General features: G+C 57.4%; 19 protein-coding genes. 15 read left to right on the forward strand and 4 right to left on the reverse strand.

Features of this window, described 5'->3' with window-relative positions; all coding sequences use genetic code 11:
* The first annotated feature begins 7 nt into the window (after positions 1 to 7).
* The 5 genes from K0B93_RS04090 to infA all read left to right on the forward strand — a co-directional run bounded on the left by K0B93_RS04090 (position 8) and on the right by infA (position 3,852).
* Positions 8 to 919: an AAA family ATPase gene (locus tag K0B93_RS04090; protein WP_219866001.1), complete on the forward strand. Its 912-nt coding sequence runs from the start codon at positions 8 to 10 to the stop codon at positions 917 to 919.
* A 139-nt stretch (positions 920 to 1,058) separates the two neighbouring features.
* Positions 1,059 to 2,012 (forward strand): thioredoxin-disulfide reductase, encoded by a 954-nt coding sequence (gene trxB, locus K0B93_RS04095; RefSeq protein WP_219866002.1) that lies wholly within the window; start codon positions 1,059 to 1,061, stop codon positions 2,010 to 2,012.
* 111 nt (positions 2,013 to 2,123) lie between these two features.
* Positions 2,124 to 2,837, forward strand: coding sequence for a leucyl/phenylalanyl-tRNA--protein transferase (gene aat / locus K0B93_RS04100; RefSeq protein ID WP_219866003.1), 714 nt, complete (start codon positions 2,124 to 2,126; stop codon positions 2,835 to 2,837).
* Positions 2,838 to 3,551 carry an arginyltransferase gene (locus tag K0B93_RS04105; RefSeq protein ID WP_219866004.1) on the forward strand — a complete coding sequence of 238 codons (714 nt, stop codon included), beginning with the start codon at positions 2,838 to 2,840 and terminating at the stop codon, positions 3,549 to 3,551.
* Positions 3,552 to 3,633: 82 nt separating this feature from the next.
* Entirely contained in the window at positions 3,634 to 3,852 is a 219-nt protein-coding gene (infA, locus tag K0B93_RS04110; RefSeq protein ID WP_014421226.1) for a translation initiation factor IF-1, read from the forward strand.
* A 132-nt stretch (positions 3,853 to 3,984) separates the two neighbouring features.
* On the opposite strand, the gene clpA is transcribed toward infA, so the two are convergent.
* Entirely contained in the window at positions 3,985 to 6,255 is a 2,271-nt protein-coding gene (clpA, locus tag K0B93_RS04115) for an ATP-dependent Clp protease ATP-binding subunit ClpA (protein ID WP_219866005.1), read from the reverse strand.
* A gap of 18 nt (positions 6,256 to 6,273) precedes the next feature.
* Entirely contained in the window at positions 6,274 to 6,633 is a 360-nt protein-coding gene (gene clpS, locus K0B93_RS04120) for an ATP-dependent Clp protease adapter ClpS (RefSeq protein WP_219868024.1), read from the reverse strand.
* A gap of 317 nt (positions 6,634 to 6,950) precedes the next feature.
* On the opposite strand from clpS, the gene K0B93_RS19380 reads away from it, so the two are divergent.
* The 8 genes from K0B93_RS19380 to K0B93_RS04160 all read left to right on the forward strand — a co-directional run bounded on the left by K0B93_RS19380 (position 6,951) and on the right by K0B93_RS04160 (position 14,036).
* The gene (locus tag K0B93_RS19380) at positions 6,951 to 7,262 is read left to right on the forward strand and encodes a cold shock domain-containing protein (RefSeq protein WP_219866006.1); all 312 of its coding nucleotides are present in this window, start codon (positions 6,951 to 6,953) and stop codon (positions 7,260 to 7,262) included.
* 216 nt (positions 7,263 to 7,478) lie between these two features.
* Complete coding sequence (locus K0B93_RS04130; protein ID WP_219866007.1) at positions 7,479 to 8,120, forward strand: pseudouridine synthase; 642 nt, start codon at positions 7,479 to 7,481, stop codon at positions 8,118 to 8,120.
* On the forward strand, positions 8,117 to 8,566 hold the full coding sequence (locus K0B93_RS04135; RefSeq protein ID WP_219866008.1) for an NUDIX hydrolase: 450 nt from the start codon (positions 8,117 to 8,119) through the stop codon (positions 8,564 to 8,566). Before K0B93_RS04130 ends, K0B93_RS04135 begins: the two co-directional genes overlap by 4 nt.
* Before the next feature lie 50 nt (positions 8,567 to 8,616).
* The gene (mnmA, locus tag K0B93_RS04140) at positions 8,617 to 9,795 is read left to right on the forward strand and encodes a tRNA 2-thiouridine(34) synthase MnmA (RefSeq protein WP_219866009.1); all 1,179 of its coding nucleotides are present in this window, start codon (positions 8,617 to 8,619) and stop codon (positions 9,793 to 9,795) included.
* A complete protein-coding gene (gene hflD, locus K0B93_RS04145; RefSeq protein WP_219866010.1) occupies positions 9,792 to 10,430 on the forward strand; it encodes a high frequency lysogenization protein HflD in 639 nt (212 codons plus the stop codon). Before mnmA ends, hflD begins: the two co-directional genes overlap by 4 nt.
* A gap of 94 nt (positions 10,431 to 10,524) precedes the next feature.
* Positions 10,525 to 11,892 (forward strand): adenylosuccinate lyase, encoded by a 1,368-nt coding sequence (purB, locus tag K0B93_RS04150; protein WP_219866011.1) that lies wholly within the window; start codon positions 10,525 to 10,527, stop codon positions 11,890 to 11,892.
* 16 nt (positions 11,893 to 11,908) lie between these two features.
* A complete protein-coding gene (locus K0B93_RS04155) occupies positions 11,909 to 13,060 on the forward strand; it encodes a cupin domain-containing protein (protein WP_219866012.1) in 1,152 nt (383 codons plus the stop codon).
* A 10-nt stretch (positions 13,061 to 13,070) separates the two neighbouring features.
* A complete protein-coding gene (locus tag K0B93_RS04160) occupies positions 13,071 to 14,036 on the forward strand; it encodes a GNAT family N-acetyltransferase (protein ID WP_219866013.1) in 966 nt (321 codons plus the stop codon).
* Here the strand turns inward: K0B93_RS04160 and K0B93_RS04165 are convergent.
* The gene (locus K0B93_RS04165) at positions 14,025 to 15,035 is read right to left on the reverse strand and encodes a LysR family transcriptional regulator (RefSeq protein ID WP_219866014.1); all 1,011 of its coding nucleotides are present in this window, start codon (positions 15,033 to 15,035) and stop codon (positions 14,025 to 14,027) included. The two genes, K0B93_RS04160 and K0B93_RS04165, sit on opposite strands and share 12 nt — an antisense overlap.
* Positions 15,036 to 15,287: 252 nt before the next feature.
* Here K0B93_RS04165 and K0B93_RS04170 point away from each other — a divergent pair, with 252 nt between their 5' ends.
* Positions 15,288 to 16,061: a hypothetical protein gene (locus K0B93_RS04170; RefSeq protein ID WP_219866015.1), complete on the forward strand. Its 774-nt coding sequence runs from the start codon at positions 15,288 to 15,290 to the stop codon at positions 16,059 to 16,061.
* A 117-nt stretch (positions 16,062 to 16,178) separates the two neighbouring features.
* Positions 16,179 to 18,440 (forward strand): ATP-binding protein, encoded by a 2,262-nt coding sequence (locus K0B93_RS04175; RefSeq protein WP_228743391.1) that lies wholly within the window; start codon positions 16,179 to 16,181, stop codon positions 18,438 to 18,440.
* Here K0B93_RS04175 and K0B93_RS04180 read toward each other — a convergent pair.
* Positions 18,403 to 18,870, reverse strand: coding sequence for a MarR family winged helix-turn-helix transcriptional regulator (locus K0B93_RS04180; protein WP_219866017.1), 468 nt, complete (start codon positions 18,868 to 18,870; stop codon positions 18,403 to 18,405). The genes K0B93_RS04175 and K0B93_RS04180 overlap by 38 nt on opposite strands.

Here is an 18,870-nt window from a genome sequence, read left to right on the forward strand (position 1 = left end):
CCCCATAATGAAAAAACTGGTCGACTCCGTTGTCAGTGAACTGAACCAGATACTGTTAGGCAAGGAACAACAGGTGCGCCTGGCTCTCTGCGGCCTGTTGGCAAGAGGTCACCTACTGATCGAAGACATTCCCGGCATGGGCAAGACCACCCTCTCCCACGCGCTTGCCAAAATCATGGGATTGTCCTATCAGCGCATCCAATTTACGAACGACCTGTTGCCGGCCGATGTACTCGGTTACTCCATGTACGACAAGGAAGCGGGCAGCCTGGTTTTTCATCCGGGCCCGATTTTCGCGCAGATTGTCCTTGCTGACGAGATAAACCGGGCCTCGCCCCGGACCCAGAGCGCGCTGCTTGAGGCCATGGAAGAAAGACAGGTGTCCATCGAGGGACAGACCCGACCTCTGCCACATCCGTTTTTCGTCATCGCGACGCAAAACCCCATAGAACAGGGCGGCACCTTTCCCTTACCGGAATCCCAGCTTGACCGTTTCCTGATGCGACTGCGCCTCGGATATCCGGATCCAAGAGCGGAACGGGAGCTGCTCGAGGGCGAAGACCGACGAGCCATGACGGAACGACTGCAGGCACTCCTGCCCCACGAGGAATTGACCACACTCCAGGAGGCTGTCAACCGCGTGAAGGCCAGCCCTGCCCTGCTCGACTATGTTCAGCGTCTGCTGGAACAGAGCCGCCGCATGCCAGGACTGCTCTATGGCCTGTCACCCCGGGCCGGGCTGGGCCTGCTGAGGGCCGCGAAGGCCTGGGCTCTCATGGAAGGGCGTCATCATGTGCTGCCCGATGACATCCAGACCGTGTTTCCTGCGGTGGCTGAGCATCGCCTTGAGCAGGGAGAGTCCGGCAAGAGCACGGAGCGGGTCCGGCAGCTCCTCGCGACGGTTTCCGTCCTTGAATAAATAGCGAAGTTTTATAAGCGGAATTGGGCAAATCGAATGGCAGGCGATCTCATTCGTGTTAGCCTTCTGCCCTTCCTCAACAGATTTGAGCCCGCCACGGGCATCATCGTCGTACCGTTTTAGCGAGAGACACACACAAATGAGCGAAACCAAACACTCCCGACTGATCATTCTTGGCTCCGGCCCCGCCGGCTACACCGCCGCGGTTTATGCAGCCCGGGCCAACCTCAATCCGACCCTGATCACCGGTATCGAGGTCGGTGGCCAGCTCACGACCACCACCGATGTAGACAACTGGCCGGGCGACAACGACGGCGTCCAGGGCCCCGAACTGATGCAGCGGATGCTCAAGCACGCAGAACGCTTCGAGACCAGTATCGTTTACGACACCATCAATGAGGCCGACCTGCGCGAACGCCCGTTCCGGCTTAAGGGCGACGGTGGCGAGTACACCTGCGATGCACTGATTATCGCAACCGGCGCATCTGCCATGTACCTGGGTCTTGACTCCGAGGAAAAGTTCAAAGGCCAGGGCGTGTCGGCCTGCGCGACCTGCGACGGTTTCTTCTACAAGAAACAGAAAGTGGCTGTGATTGGCGGCGGCAACACCGCCGTGGAAGAGGCGCTGTACCTCTCCAACATTGCCGATGAAGTCACACTGGTACACCGCCGCGACAGCCTCCGGGCAGAGAAGATCCTGCAGGACAAGTTATTCGAAAAAGCCAAGAACGGTAACGTTAAAATCGTCTGGGATCATACCCTGGACGAAGTTCTGGGCGACGGCACCGGCGTGACCGGCATGCGCATCAAGAGCACCAAAGACGATTCGACCCAGGAATTCGACCTTGCAGGCGTCTTCATTGCCATCGGCCACAAGCCGAACACCGACCTGTTCCAGGGCCAGCTCGACATGGAGAACGGCTACATCCGCATCCGCTCCGGTCTTGAAGGCATGGCGACCCAAAGCAGCATTCCGGGCGTGTTCGCGGCCGGCGACGTGGCGGACCATGTGTATCGCCAAGCCGTCACCTCGGCGGGCTTTGGCTGCATGGCGGCCCTGGACGCCGAAAAGTTCCTGGACCAACAGGACTGAACTAAACTGGCGCAGACAACTCAATAGTTTGCGGCGGCCGTCGGGAGTCACTACCTGACGGCCAATATCACCAAGCGAAGCACTGCAGGCAAACTGCGACATTGGAGCCGGATGACCTCACTACCCTGGCTTGACCCGGAACAACTCTGGTTCCCGCCCGCGGATGAAGCACTGGACGATCCTGACGGCTTGCTGGCGCTGGGCGGCGACCTGTCTACTGAACGACTCCTTCTTGCCTACAGAAACGGCATCTTTCCCTGGTACAGCGATGACCAACCGATTCTCTGGTGGTCCCCGGACCCCCGCTGCGTCCTCGTTCCTCACGACATCCATGTCTCCCGCAGTTTGCGGCGCACGCTGAATCAAGGGCGGTTCAGCGTCACGGCAGACCAGGCGTTTGGTCGCATCATCCGATTGTGCGCAACAACACGGGCTGAAGGCACATGGATCACGGAGGACATGATCGCCAGCTACTCCGAGCTTCACAGGCAGGGGTACGCCCACTCGATCGAGGTATGGAACCGCGCCGGGGAGCTGGCCGGAGGCATGTACGGACTGGCCATTGGCCAGTGTTTTTTCGGCGAATCCATGTTTTCGCTCGAAACCAACGCGTCAAAGGTCCTGATGGTTCACCTTGCCAATCAGCTCAGGGAATGGGACTACAAAATGATGGACTGCCAGGTGGAGAGCCGTCATCTGCTCACGATGGGCGCCCGTAGTATTCCCAGAAGCGAGTTTTTATCTATACTCAGGGCATGTGTGGGTAGTGAGCCGGCCCGACACAACTGGACATTTAACTGGCGATGGTCTGGTCCGGAGGTTTGAATGAGCAATCTGAGAACATTGGTGTTCTTCGCAACGCCACCTCATGACTGCAGCTACCTCCCGGACCGGGAAGCGACCACGATGTTTGTCGATCCGAGGGCCCATATAGACAAGAAGCTTTATAGCCAGCTGACTGCCCTCGGCTTCCGCCGCAGTGGTTCCCATTACTATCGGCCCCACTGCGAAAGCTGCAATGCCTGTATTCCGGTTCGCCTGAGGGTGGACGACTTCGAACCCGACAGAAACCAGAAACGTGTGGTACGGAAGAATCAGGACCTCGAACTAAATCTGGTGCCGGCCAGCTTTAGCGAACAGCATTACCGGCTTTATAGCGAATACATTGAGCAACGCCATAAGGACGGTGATATGTACCCGCCGTCGAGGGAACAGTTCATCTCGTTTCTTGTGGATGGCGCCACGGATTCGTGGTTTCTGGAAATTCGGCTGGAGAACGAGCTGGTCGGCCTCGCCGCCATCGACATGCTCGACGATGGCCTTTCCGCCATCTATACCGTTTTCAAGCCGGCACTCCAGCACCGGAGCCTCGGCACTTACGCTATCCTCTGGCAAATAGACGAGGCAAAACGTAGGGGGTTGCCCCACCTGTACCTGGGGTACTGGATCCGCGAGTGCCGGAAAATGAACTACAAGACCCGCTTCAAACCTATCGAGGCGCTGCGCGATGGGCACTGGCGGATCATTGATTTGAACTGACTTTTGCCAAATGCCGATAATTCAGGCAGAATTGCGCAATTTAAAATCACGAGAAGTACATTCCAAGAGAGGTTTCTACTGAATGGCGAAATCAGATGTCATTGAAATGGAAGGCGTTATTATCGACACCCTTCCAAATACCATGTTCCGTGTTGAACTCAGCAACGGCCACGTGGTGACTGCTCATATTTCCGGAAAGATGCGTAAAAACTACATCCGTATTCTGACCGGCGACAAGGTCAAGGTTGAGCTGACTCCCTACGACCTGAGCAAGGGCCGCATTGTGTACCGCGCCCGTTAAGGCTGCCTGACATCTGAAAAGCCCCGAAAATCGGGGCTTTTTTTGTTTTTACCGGTCAGAATCAGAACGGGCCAAAAAAAACCGCTGCCGGATTCGCAGCGGTTTTTCTGTTGGTTATGAAAATACCGGAGACTAGACGGCTTCTGCGGGCTCGTCCTCGTAATCAAACACCAGCTCGTCATCACGCAGATGGATGTAGACATCCCCACCCTTCTCGGACAGCCGGCCGAACAATATCTGTTCTGCCAGCGGACGCTTGATCTTGTCCTGAATCAGTCGCGACATCGGGCGGGCACCCATGGTTACATCGTAACCCTTGTCAGCCAACCAGACCTTGGCATCCTCATCCACGTGCAAGACAACGTGTTTCTCGTCAAGTTGCGCCTGCAACTCGGTGAGGAACTTGTCGACCACATGGGTGATGGTTGCCTTCTGCAGATCGGCAAACTGGATGATGCCATCGAGCCGGTTGCGGAATTCCGGCGTGAAGGTCTTGGTGATGATTTCCATGCCATCCGTGCTGTGGTCCTGCTCGTTGAAACCAATTGAGCGGCGGGCCATGCTTTCAGCACCGGCATTGGTGGTCATCACAAGGATCACGTGGCGGAAATCCGCCTTCCGGCCATTGTTGTCGGTCAGCGTACCGTGGTCCATGACCTGCAGCAGCAGATTGAACACTTCCGGATGAGCCTTCTCGATCTCGTCCAGAAGCAGCACACAATGCGGATGCTTGTTCACTGCTTCGGTCAACAGTCCGCCCTGGTCATACCCCACGTAGCCCGGAGGTGCGCCAATGAGTCGGGACACGGTGTGCCGCTCCATGTACTCGGACATGTCGAAACGAACCAGCTCGATGCCCAGCACCTTGGCCAACTGTTTGGTGACCTCGGTCTTGCCCACGCCGGTGGGACCTGCGAACAGGAACGCACCTTCCGGTTTTTCCGGGGCCTTCAACCCAGCTCTGGCCAGCTTGATTGCCGTGGACAACGATTCAATGGCCGGATCCTGTCCAAAGACCACCATCTTGAGATCACGCTCAAGATTACGCAGCAGATCCTTGTCACTGGTGGAGACGTTCTTGGGCGGAATGCGGGCAATATTTGCAACCACATCCTCGATGTCTGACACGTCAATCGCTTTCTTCCGCTTGTTCTCCGGCTGCAGACGCTGCCGCGCTCCTGCCTCATCAATCACATCGATGGCCTTGTCCGGCAGATGGCGATCCGTAATGTATCGGTCCGCCAGTTCGGCGGCCACACGCAGGGCCTTGTCGGTATACTTCAGGTCGTGATGCTTCTCGAAGTTCGGCTTGAGGCCCTTCAGAATCTGGTAGGTATCCTCGACACTCGGCTCGTTGACATCGATTTTCTGGAACCGTCGGGCCAACGCACTGTCCTTCTCGAAAATTCCACGGAATTCCTGGAAGGTCGTAGAGCCGATACAACGGATCTCGCCTGAGCTCAGCATGGGTTTCAGCAGGTTGGACGCATCCATAACTCCGCCGGATGCCGAGCCCGCCCCAATGATGGTGTGAATCTCATCAATGAACAGAATGGCGTGCTTTTCTTTCTTCAGCTCCGCCAACAGGCCCTTAAGCCGCTTCTCGAAGTCACCACGGTACTTGGTTCCCGCCAACAAGGCACCCAGATCCAGTGAGTACACCACCGCATCCGAGATGATTTCAGGAACCTGGCCGTCCACGATCCGTTTTGCAAGCCCTTCGGCGATAGCCGTCTTGCCGACGCCCGCCTCACCAACCAGCAGCGGATTGTTCTTCCGCCGACGGACCAAAATCTGAACAACACGCTCAACCTCATGCTCCCGACCGATCAGCGGATCGATCCGTCCCTGACGGGCCTGCTCATTCAGGTTGGTTGCGTAGCTTTCCAGCGGCTTGGAGTGACCGCCCTCTTCGCCAGCCTCATCCGGGGCCGCCTGATCGTGGCCCTCCTGATCTTCTGCGCCCTGAACCCGGGAAATACCGTGAGAGACAAAATTGACCACGTCAATGCGGGCAATGCTCTGCTTTTTCAGGACGTAGACCGCCTGGCTCTCTTGCTCACTGAAGATCGCCACCAGGACATTCGCCCCGGTCACTTCTTTCTTGCCGGAGGACTGGACGTGAAATACAGCCCTCTGGAGCACTCGCTGGAAGCCCAGAGTCGGCTGGGTTTCACGCTCACTGTCGTTACTGGGGATCAACGGCGTAGTGGAATCGACAAACTCCACCAGTTCCTCCTGAAGCCTCTGGAGATCCGCCCCACAGGCTTTCAGAACGCCCACAGCCGATTCATTGTCTAGCAGGGCCAACAGCAGATGCTCGACGGTCATGAATTCATGACGTTTGTCCCGGGCACTTTTGAAGGCCGTATTCAGCGTAATTTCAAGATCTTTGCTCAGCATGGGCCACCCCAACGTCTGTCAGTCCGCACGTTCAATCTCGCAAAGGAGCGGATGTTCGCATTCCGAAGAATACTGGTTCACCTGTGCCGCCTTTGTTTCTGCGATGTCTCGGGTATACACCCCACATACGGCTTTTCCCTGCGTATGGACGAGCAGCATCACCTGCGTCGCCTTCTCTTCGTTCATAGCGAAGAACTTCATCAAAACGTCCACTACAAAATCCATGGGCGTGTAATCATCGTTCAGTAGCACCACGCGATACCTCGCCGGATGCTTCAGGGCGGTTTTTTCGGGCGCAACGCTGAGATCGTCATGTCGTCCCGGTTGTTCGTCCTCCCCTTGATTAAATACTAGTAGAGAATCTTCGATAGTCCGCATCATTCTTTACCGGTTTATCGGTGCCCTTGCCTAAATGTGGTTGTCTGTCCCCGTGTTTTCAAGCGCAGCCGAAAAACCGGGCGTGAGGTATTTATCAATACGAGCATGATACCGGTTCCGGACCGGGTTCAACCACACATTCCGGTAATAGAAACTATTGACTCAACGCCTCGATTGGTCGAAAGTTAACTGGCATTGTTAAACAATGTAAATTCATGCGAGCTTTATGTAACAGGACCCGCGTCGAGTCTTTACCGACCGGAATGCGCACAGCACCAATAATATAGTGTGACAGCACATGGACAGGGGAGTTCATCATGCCAAGAGGCAAGGTCAAGTGGTTCAACAATGCCAAAGGGTACGGTTTCATTATTGAGGATGGCTGCAGCGATGACCTGTTTGCCCACTTTTCATCGGTACAAATGGACGGCTACAAGACTCTGAAGGCCGGCCAGACCGTCACCTTTGACAAAAAACCCAGCGACAAGGGCGTTCACGCAATCAACATTGTTCCGGACGAACAACCCCAGAAACAGTCTCAGGATGGTTCCGGGGCGACGGCCGAAAAAAAATCTGATTCCGATGAATCTGGCCGGGGTAACTACCCTCCCCGAGCAGCAAACGCCTGACTGAGTTTCGCTGACTGCCCCGACGCGCCTGCGACCCTTCAAGCAGGCGCGGCGTAGCTGGTTTTGATCCAACTAGCTCGGAGCAAACTCGGGGCCGGGCCTGTTCGTGCATTCGCAAGCACCTGTTTAAAGGTGCCTCCCCCGGATTTTGCCATTCGCCACGGTTACAGTACCCTTCCACTCCACCAACCTAACACCCCGGATGCGCTGACTGGAATGGCCGACCTGATTCTTTTCAATAAACCTTTCCGAGTTCTGAGCCAGTTCACAGATGACCGCAGGGATTCCTCCAAGCCGATGCGCGCGACCCTGGCAAACTGGATTCAGATACCCAACATTTATCCGGCAGGCCGGCTTGATTACGATTCTGAAGGATTATTACTTCTGACCGGCGACGGCATACTCCAGCATCGAATCGCTTCGCCGTCCCAGAAGATGGCAAAAACCTACTGGGTGCAGGTGGAAGGCCAGATTACCGATGAGGCGCTGGCGCAACTGGAACAGGGTGTCCGACTCAAGGACGGTGTCACGGGGCCCGCTAAAGCGACCAGAATGAATGAGCCCAACGTCTGGAGCAGAACGCCGCCAGTGCGTCACCGGGAATCGGTACCGACAAGCTGGCTGGAACTCTCAATAACAGAAGGCCGCAACCGGCAGGTCCGTCGAATGACGGCCGCCGTTGGCTTTCCAACGCTCAGACTCATCCGCTACCGTATAGGGGACTGGACGCTGGACGGATTGAACCCCGGCGATTTCCGAACCGTTGCGGTTCACGTTCCCGCGCCGAGGCCGCGGCGGAAACCTACAGCAGCCGCCCGAAAGTCAGGCAAGACACCAAGGAGCGCCAAGAAACAATGACCTGGACCCCTCACGCGACTGTCGCCGTTATCGTACAGGACCCTCAGGGTCGCTATCTGGTTGTAGAAGAGCTCAGTGGCGGTCACGTTGTTTTCAATCAGCCTGCCGGTCATGTCGAGGAGAACGAAGCCATCCTGGACGCTGTCAGGCGCGAGACCCTTGAGGAGACCGGCTGGCGCGTCGAACCCGAGCACTTCCTCGGCGTGTACACCTACAAGGCGCCTGCCAACGGTGTCACCTACTACCGGTTCTGCTATTCCGCGAGGCCCCTGGAACACGTTACGGACGAACTGGACACCGGCATCATTGCCGCACACTGGATGGACCTCGAGGACATCCGCCAACTGGGAAGCCAGTTGCGAAGCCCCCTTGTCCTGACGTGCATAGAAGATTACCGAAACGGCCGCCGCTATCCACTGGATGTCGTTGTCGACACGCAGACGTAACGACGGACAAATGATAGACTTGGCGGCTTTTCAGCCAGATTGAAGCACTCATGACACACGCAACCGAAACACGTCCCGCAGCAAGCACCCGAGTGATCGTCGGCATGTCCGGCGGGGTGGACTCCTCTGTCGCAGCCTGGCTGCTGAAAGATCAGGGTTACCAGGTTGAAGGGCTGTTCATGAAAAACTGGGACGAAGACGACGGTACCGAGTACTGCACTGCCATGACGGACCTGGCGGACGCTCAAGCGGTTGCCGATGCCATCGGCATCAAACTTCACACCGCCAGCTTCGCAGCGGAGTACTGGGACCGGGTATTTGAGCATTTTTTGTCCGAGTACACTGCTGGACGCACGCCCAACCCGGACATCCTCTGCAATAAGGAAGTAAAGTTCCGGGCGTTTCTGGACTACGCCGTTACCTTGGGGGCGGACTATATTGCCACCGGGCACTACACGCGCCAGCGTCCGCTCAATGATGGTTCCGGCAAAGCCCAACTGCTCAAGGGGCTCGACCCCAACAAGGACCAGAGCTACTTCCTGCACGCGGTATCCGGCGAACGCATCGCCCGAACCCTGTTTCCGGTCGGGGAACTGGAAAAGCCGGAGGTCCGGCGGATTGCCGAAGCCCAGGGTTTTGTCACCCACGACAAAAAGGATTCTACCGGTATCTGTTTCATCGGCGAGCGCAAGTTCACGGACTTCCTCAAGCAGTATCTTCCCGCCCAGCCCGGTGACATCGAAACGCCGGAGGGCAAAGTTATAGGCCGACATCAGGGTCTGATGTACCACACCATCGGTCAACGCCAGGGGCTGGGCATTGGCGGCCTCAGCGAATTCGGTGACCAGCCCTGGTATGTGGCCGAAAAGGACCTCGACCGTAACGTTCTGATTGCGGTACAAGGCAAACACCATCCCCTGCTGTTCTCCCGCGGACTGGTCTCCGGACCGGTCGACTGGGTGGCGGGTGAGGCGCCAGCCATGCAGTTCCGCTGCAAAGCCAAGACCCGCTACCGTCAGCCGGATCAGGACTGCGAAGTCCAGGTTCTGGAAAACGGTGTCAAGGTGATCTTTGACGATGCCCAGAGAGCCGTCACGCCCGGCCAGTCGGTCGTATTCTACGACGGCGAGGTTTGCCTGGGCGGCGGCGTGATTGAAGAAACCTGGCGCGATGGCGAAGCACTGCCCACGCGTATTGCCGCATTGCCACAACAGGAAGCCGGTGCATGAGCCGTACCCTAAACGACCAAACCCTCGCACTGGCCGGCGTATTTCAGGCCGCCAACCTGGTCCAGCAGATCGCACACAATGGCCAATGCACGGAGGCCAGCCTGGAAACCTGCATCCGCTCGCTGTTTGCCACGGACCCGGCATCAACACTGGACGTATACGGCGGTGATCTGGCGGATATCCGCGAAGGTCTGGTCACGCTCTCGTCAGTCCTGAGCGAGCAGAGCAAGCAACAGGATATTGAAGTCCTGCGTTACGTGCTGAACCTGATCCACCTTGAATCAAAGCTCAACCGCCGGCCGGACATGCTGGACGTCATCGGCAGCCGGATCGACCAGGCCCGGCACACGGCCAGCCATTTTGGCTACACACACAGCAACCTGATCAGCAACCTTGCTTCGATCTATGCAGACACCATCAGCACCTTCCGCCTGAGAATCCAGGTCAGTGGCAACCCCACCGTCCTTCAGCAGGAGGAGAATGCCGCGAGGGTTCGCGCCCTGCTCCTGGCGGGCATCCGTTCAGCGGTACTCTGGCGCCAGACTGGCGGCCGACGGTGGCAACTGATCTTTGCCCGCAAAAAGGTCATCCGGCATGCCCGGGAGCTGGCAGACCAAGCCAATCGGCCCCTGTAAACCCGATACGACTGATTCGGGCGCAGTGCTGGTGTATCATATGCGCCCCGTATTTCCTTTTGTCCCGTTTCTTTGATGATTTGAGAGGTTTTCGATGGAACTCACCGCCCTGACCGCCATTTCCCCGGTCGATGGACGTTACGGCAACAAAGTCAGCGTCTTCCGAGACATATTCAGTGAATATGGCCTGATCAGGAACCGCGTGACCGTCGAGATCCGCTGGCTCCAGAAGCTGGCAGCCCACCCCGACATTGCTGAGGTTCCGGCCTTTTCAACCGAAGCGAACGCTTTCCTCGATAATCTGGTCGGTAACTTCGGACTGCCGGATGCGGAGCGCATCAAAGACATTGAACGCACGACCAATCACGACGTTAAAGCGGTCGAGTACTTTATCAAGGAAAAGATCGCAGAATTCCCGGAGCTACATGCGGTCACTGAATTTGTGCATTTCGCCTGCACCTCCGAGGACATCAACAACCTCTCTCACGCCCTGATGTTGCGAGAGGGTCTGGACCATGGACTGTTGCCGGCAATGGACAAAGTGGTCGCGAAGCTTGGCGAACTGGCGCAGGAGCATGCGGAACAGCCCATGCTGTCGCGCACCCACGGCCAGACGGCTTCCCCGACCACTGTCGGCAAGGAACTGGCGAACGTGGTCCATCGTCTGCGCCGCCAGCTGAAGCAGATTCGCGCCACTGAGTTGCTCGGCAAGATTAATGGCGCGGTTGGCAACTACAACGCCCACCTCTCGGCTTACCCCCAGATCGACTGGGCTGCCAATGCCCGTGAATTTATCGAGAATCTGGGGCTGGACTGGAACCCTTACACCACCCAGATCGAACCGCACGACTACATCGCCGAACTCTACGATGCCGTTGCCCGGTTCAACACCATCCTGATCGACCTGGACCGCGACATCTGGGGCTATATCTCGCTGGGCTACTTCAAGCAGAAGACTGTGGAAGGCGAAGTGGGCTCGTCCACCATGCCCCACAAGGTTAACCCGATCGATTTCGAGAACTCCGAAGGCAACCTGGGAATCGCCAATGCGCTCCTTGGCCACCTGTCGGCCAAACTTCCGATTTCCCGCTGGCAGCGAGACCTGACCGATTCCACCGTACTGCGTAACCTTGGGGTCGGTTTTGCCCACAGCCTGATCGCCTACGAAGCCACCCTGAAAGGCCTTGGCAAGCTGGAGATCAACCCGGCGCGCCTCGATGAGGATCTCGATCATGCCTGGGAAGTGCTCGCCGAGCCCATTCAGACGGTCATGCGTCGATACAACATCGAAAAACCCTACGAAAAGCTCAAGGCCTTGACCCGTGGCAAGGCAATGACGCCGGAAGTGATCAAGAATTTCGTCGAGACATTGGACATTCCCGAGGCGGCCAAGGCTGAGTTGATGGCCTTAACCCCGGGCAGTTACATCGGCAACGCCATCGATCAGGCACGCAACATCTGATACAGGGAGCGGATATATGGACATGCTTGGCGGACTAACAGCCTCTGAGTTTCTGCGGGACTACTGGCAGAAAAAACCGCTGGTTATCCGCCAGGCCTTTCCGGATCTGGAATCGCCAGTCAGCCCGGACGAACTCGCTGGCCTCGCCTGCGAGGAAACGGTTGAGTCCCGGATCGTCATCGAAAACGATGACGGCAAGCCCTGGCAACTGCACAACGGTCCGTTCACCCCGGAGCGGTTCAGCCAACTGCCGGAGCAAAACTGGACATTGCTGGTGCAGGGCCTGGACCACTGGGTTCCGGAGATAGCCGACCTGCTGGAACACTTCCGGTTCGTACCCAACTGGCGACTGGACGACATCATGGCCAGCTTTGCCCCGAAAGGCGGCAGCGTCGGGCCGCACTATGACCAGTACGATGTTTTCCTGTTGCAGGCCCAGGGACACCGCCGTTGGACCTTTGGTGGACACTGCGACCACACCTCGCCCCGCGTGGAGGGAACCCCACTGCGCATTCTGAGCAGTTGGGACGGAGAGGAGACGGTCACCCTGGCGCCCGGCGACATGCTGTACCTGCCCCCGGGAATTGGCCACCATGGCGTTGCCGAAAACGACTGCATCACTCTGTCGGTTGGCTTCCGAGCTCCCACCATTGACGACATCCTGACCGGATTCACCGATTTTCTGTGCGGTCAGTCTGACGCCAGCGATCACCTGAACGACCCGGAACTGCAGGTTCAGGACAATCCCGGCACCATTCAACCGGCGGTAATTGACAAACTGGATGCAATTCTGCGCGAGAAGCTCGGTGATCGACGACAGCTCTCCCTCTGGTTCGGCCAGTACGCCACCGCCCCCAAGAACATGGACATCGTTGTTCCTGCCGAGGAGCCAGCGTCCACCGAGGAGTTTGCCGGGGCAATCCGTGCCGGAGAGCAACTTCGTTGGAACGAAGGTTCCCGTTTCGCCTACTACGACTTCGATGACGAAACCGCGCTGTTCGTGGATGGTGAACAATACCTGCTGAAAGGTGATGCCCGGCCGATGGCGGCACTTCTGTGCGCCGGCGCGCGCATCGATTCCGCGCAGCTCGCCCGCTTCGCCGACGACGGGGCCCTGCTGGGACTGCTCTGCACGTTGTATAATCAGGGCTCGGTCTACTTCGAATAAGTTGGTCGCCATGAGAGTGAAATTCAGGAAGTACAGCTGGCAACTGGCTCCGGGTCATATCCGTGACATCCGTCAACGGGTCTTCATTGACGAACAGAAAGTTCCGCCCGAACTGGAGTGGGATGACACCGACGAGATTGCCGATCATTTTCTGGCCGTGTTGCCGGACAACACGCCCGTCGGCGTGGCAAGACTGTTCTCAACACTTGGCGAAACCGGACATATCGGTCGGATGGCGATTTTGCCCGGCTTCCGGGGACGAGGCATTGGCGAGGCACTCCTGCACCACCTGATTTCCGAAGCCGCCGGCAACTATGACGAACTCCGGCTCTCGGCCCAGGAACACGCCATTCCTTTCTACCAGCGCTCTGGCTTCCACGTCTGCTCTGCCGCCTATGACGATGCCGGAATTCCCCACGTGGACATGCGTTGCCTGTCGCCGGCACTGGTGGCTAGTGTGATAGAACAACGCACCGCGCCGATGCTTCTTGGCCGGGATGCAGGAACCTGGCTTTTCTCAAGCGAACACGACCTGGTCAGCCTGATGGATTCAGTCGTGGGTCAGGCAGGGCAACGGCTCTGGCTCTATGACCGTATCCTGGATCACGATCTCTACGACCGCCATCGTTTACGGGAACTGATTTCTGCCCTCGCCAGACGGCACAGACTCAGCGAAATCCGCCTGCTCATTCACGATGACAAACCGCTGGTCAAACGCCGTCACCAACTGGTTGAGCTGATGCGTCGATTGCCGAGCAGGATCGAACTGCGACTGGTTAATGACGATTATCCGGTTGAGGATCAACCGTTCCTTCTGGCAGATCGCTCCGGCGTCCTGTATCGCCACGACTTTTACACACCCGAAGGGTTTGCCAAGTTCTCCGACGGCGGCCGGGTAAAACTGCTTGCGGAAAGCTTCCGGCGCATGTGGGATGCCGGCCGAAGTTCTCTGGAACTGAGGGAATTACCGCTCTGAATGCTGCAGCTGGGGCGCATCGGCTGATTCGAACTGGGCCCCGAATGGCGCGAACTCGGTATCCACTTCCTCAGCCACTTCCGCAATCAGTTTGCGCAGCCACTGATGATCGCTGTTGTGCTGCAGCAGAGGGCTCCAGGCCATTTTCAGCTCGAAGGGAGGAATTTCAAACGGCGGCACCTTGACCACCAGGTTCGGATTGTCCTTCTGCAACCATGCCGCCCGGGACGGCAGGGTTGCGATCAGGTCGTGCTGTTCAGCCAGCAGCATTGCCACCTGGTAGTGCCGGGTAAAAACCGATATTTGTCGTTTTCGCCCCATTCGTGACAAAGCTTCGTCCACCCAGCCGAGGCGCTGGACATCCTTCGGATTCACACCCACTCCAACCCCAAAGCCGGTTTTGCTGACCCAGATATGACTGGCATCGAGGTAGGTGTCTAGGGTAAACGGCTCCTTCAGAATGGGATTGCGAGCATTCATCAGGCAGGAGAAATACTCGGTCCAGAGCGTTTTCTGATGAAAGGACTGGGGGATTTTATCGAACCGGTTGATGGCCATGTCCAGCCGGCCCTGCTCAACATCCAGAAAACTCACGTCACTGGGTGTGAGCACATCCAGTGTAACGTGCGGCGCTTCCTGGCGAATCCTCCGCAGAACCCGAGGCATAAGACAGGATTCAGCGTAGTCACTGGCCATGATCCGGAACACTCGCTGACTTTCGAGCGCGGAAAACGGGGTTTTCTCCTGAACTGCCTGCTCGATATTGGACAGGATGCTGCGCACTAGCGGCTGCAGTTCCCGGCCCCGCTCGGTGGCCGTCATACCCTCACTGGTCCGGACCAGCAACGGATCGCAAAACAAGTCCCGCAGCCGCCTGAGGCCGTTGCTCATGGCCGGCTGGGTAATCCCCAGGTGGTTGGCCGCCTTGGTGACATTTCGCTCCCGCAACAGGACATCAAGGTAAACGAGCAAATTCAGATCAACGCGGGAAATATCCATGAACAACTCCGGAAGGCAAAGCAGATGTGTGGACAGAAAAGGAGACCTCCCTGCCCTCATTCATCAAAGCAATATACATCAGATTAAAAATTCACGAAATCAATAGACGCCGGAGACTTTCACATTTTGCAACGGTTTCAACCCGGTATTTCTGCTAGTCTTTGCCAGGCTTAGTGAATAATATCGGCACCTTGAGGTCGGCATTCGCACCTGCCAACAATTGATCCCGAAGCCGGAGTCATTACTGACAAAATGGATACAACAACAATCGTAATTGTACTGGCTGCCATTGTAACGATCTCAATCGTGGTTATTGTTCTGAGCCAGATGCGCGAAAAAGCCCGGATAGAGCGCGCCCGCAAAGTTACGGCGCAGGAAGACGCCTACAACCGGGCCCAACGACTGCTCTCCGAGATCCCCGGCCAGTACCTGACTGCCGACCTCAAGCTGCTTCTCATCAAACGAATGGAAGAGGCATGCTCTGAACTGGCCGCACTGAAAGCGAACCTTCCGGTCAAGAAGTGGCAGGAGTCCACGCTGCAGATCAAGAACCAGATTCTTGAAAAGCAGGATTCCCGGCCCCCCGTCAAGATTGACTCTCCGGAAAAGTCGTCTTACGTCAAAGAGTTGCTTCAGAATTTATTCAAGATAATTGAGGGCATGCACAAGAGCGGTCGGATTGATGCGGGCACCGCCAAGAAAAACCTGAAGTACGTCCTCTTTCTTGTTCACAAGACTCATGCCGACCTGCACGTGTTTCAGGCCCGAGACTACGTTCGCCAGAACCAGATACGCAAGGCCATTCATGCCTACCATCTGGCCAGTACCGAAATGGGGAAATCCCGCGATAATCCGCTGGCGATGAAGGCCGTAAAGAGCTTCCGGACCCGGATCAAGGAGCTGGAGGCATTGAGTAACGAAGGCCAGGACACCGCAAGCGCCGAGTCGCAATCCAAACTGGATCGTGAATGGGATACGTTCCTGCACGATGACGAGTGGAAGAAGAAGGCCGACTACGACGATTGACGGCGTTAAACCGGGCGGCTGACACGGCCCCGTTAACAGGGACAGTAAATTCTCGTGATCAATGGTTTCAGAAAGCGACTCTCCTTTCGGTTGACCCGCGACACGGTTCTGGTCGCCATGGCGCTGGGGCTCGCTCTCAACCTCATTCAGATCACCCTGGACTATTTTAATGCCCGGGAATCGATGGAGGAGGAAATTCACGCCCTGATCGACATCAGCGTGAGCCCGGCCTCCCAGATTGCCTATAACATCGATGTCCGACTTGCCGAAGAACTGCTGGACGGGCTGCTTCGCCACCCGGCCACCATCGATGCCAGGATCATCGACAACGATGGCCAAACCATGGCTGCCGCGAGCCAGAGCAGCCCGGTGTCCCCTTACCGCTGGGCAAGTGACCTGCTGTTCGATTCCAGCCGGGTTTTCAGTCAGGAATTGCGCGTACCACAGCTTGAGGAGCTGCCGCTGGGCCAATTGATCGTCACCATCGACACCTATCACTACGGACTCCAGTTTCTTGAGCGTGCCACGTATACGTTGATTAGCGGTCTTCTGAAAAGCCTGACCCTGACCGCAGCCCTGCTCGGGATCTTCTATCTGGTGCTGACCCGGCCAATGCTCAACGTGATCAGTGCCCTTTCGCAGGTCAAGGCGAGCTCGCCCGAAAAGGTCCGACTCCCGGTGCCGACCAATCATCAGGATGACGAAATTGGCACCATGGTCGGCATCATCAATCAGCACCTTGAGACGATTGATTCCAGTCTTGCCCAGCTCCGGATCGCCGAAAGCGCGATGAAGAACTATTCGTTCCAACTCGAGCGCGAAGTTGAAGACCGGACCCGCGAAATTTCGGAGAAAAACGACGCCCTCCAGCGAGGAAACCGTGCGCTGATCAAGGCGAAGGAAGACGCGGTCCGCCGGGCCAGGGCCCGCGCCAACTTTCTCGCCAGCATGAGCCATGAGATCCGCACGCCACTCAACGGGGTTCTGGGCATGCTCGGCCTGGCTCTCGAGGGTGAGCTGGATTCGACCCAGCGTAATCGTCTGGAAATAGCCTTTAATGCGGGGGAAAGCCTGCTTGGCCTGCTTAACGATATTCTCGATATTTCGAAGGTCGAAGCCGGCAAGCTCAGCCTGGAGAACATTCCTTTTAGCATGCGCAATCTGATCGAGGAATCAGCCACCCTGCATGCACAACAAGCGCGGCGCAAACGCATTGATCTGGTGAGCGAGGTTGACCCCGCCCTCCCGGAAAGCTTCCTCGGCGATCCGACCCGGGCTCGCCAGATACTGAACAACCTGCTCAGCAACGCCATCAAGTTCACCGACGAGGGCTCGGTTTATGTGAAGGCAGCTTACTCGTCCGGAAGCCTGAGACTGGATGTCATCGACACCGGCATTGGTATGTCTACGGAGGGATTGCATCGGATATTCTCACCGTTTTCCCAGGCCGATGCGGACACCACCCGGCTGTATGGCGGCACAGGTTTGGGACTGACCCTCTGCCGACAGCTGGTCGAGCGAATGCACGGACAGATTCTGGTGGATTCGAGGGAGGGCCGAGGAACCCATTTCACGGTGACCCTGCCGTTGCCAATGCATGAAGACAGCAGCCCCAACGGGCTGCCGCAGGTTGCCGCCAAACTCCAGGACATTGGCATCACGCTGGCCATACCCGCCGAAAACCCGCATCGCCGGCCAATCGAGCGCCAGCTCAGTGCCTGGCAGATTCCGACCCGGGAAATCGGTCATTCCCAACAGGGAATCCTGATCGCTCTGGCCGAAGATTCCGGCAGCGTTGCCCCGAACTGGCAGGGTGAAGGAGTCATTCTGGCCGACAGATCCGGTTCTGCAGTACGAGACAAACCAGAGCATCAGATTCTGTCCCTGCCGGTACGCCGCGATGAATTATACCGCTGCCTGTGCCGCGCCGCCGGGATCCTCCGTAACGAGGTTACGCTCAAACCGGCTCAGCCAGCCGGAAAGGAAGCCGACACGCCGCCACTGAAAATTCTTCTGGTCGAGGACAATCAGGTCAACCAGATGGTGGCCAGCAGTTTGCTCAAGAAGCTCGGGCACCATGTGGATCATGCCGAGAACGGGCAACAGGCCCTCGATTCCCTGTACGCGCGGAATTACGACCTGGTGTTGATGGATTGCCAGATGCCGGTCATGGACGGCTATGAGGCGACCCGGCGCATCCGGAAGAACCCGGAATGGAAAGACCTGTCAATTATCGCGGTGACGGCCAATGTCATGCAGGGCGACCGAGAGGACTGTATCGCGGCGGGAATGAACGACTACGTCACCAAACCCTACAACCGGGACGAATTGCGGGCCGCGATCAGTCGCTGGGCACCGCCTCCCCCTCAAGAGCCGTGAGCACTGCTTTTAGCTCACGGCGCAACGCCTTCAAACGCTCTGGTTCAACACCAATGCCGCAAAGCAGGCGTTCCGGTATCGAGCCCGCTTTCTCCCGCAACGCCCAACCGGCTTCGGTCAGAGTCAGTGTGACCACCCGCTCATCCAGAGCACTTCGGCGACGTTCCAGCAGCCCCCGGTCGGCCAGCCGTTTAAGCAAGGGCGTCAGGGTACCGGAATCCAGTCGCAACCGACGGCCCAGATCAGACACCCGGGTGACACCCCCCGCCTGTTCCTGCTCCCACAGCACCAGCATGGTGAGGTATTGCGGGTAGGTCAGCTCCAGGTCTGCCAGCAGCGGCCGGTAGCGGGCCGTGACCGCCCGATTGGCCGCATAGAGGGCAAAACAGACCTGATTATCCAGAGACAAGGCCTCTTCAGGTGTTGCCAT

It is taken from the genome of Marinobacter sp. F4218 (genome assembly GCF_019443085.1).
GTDB lineage: Bacteria > Pseudomonadota > Gammaproteobacteria > Pseudomonadales > Oleiphilaceae > Marinobacter > Marinobacter albus.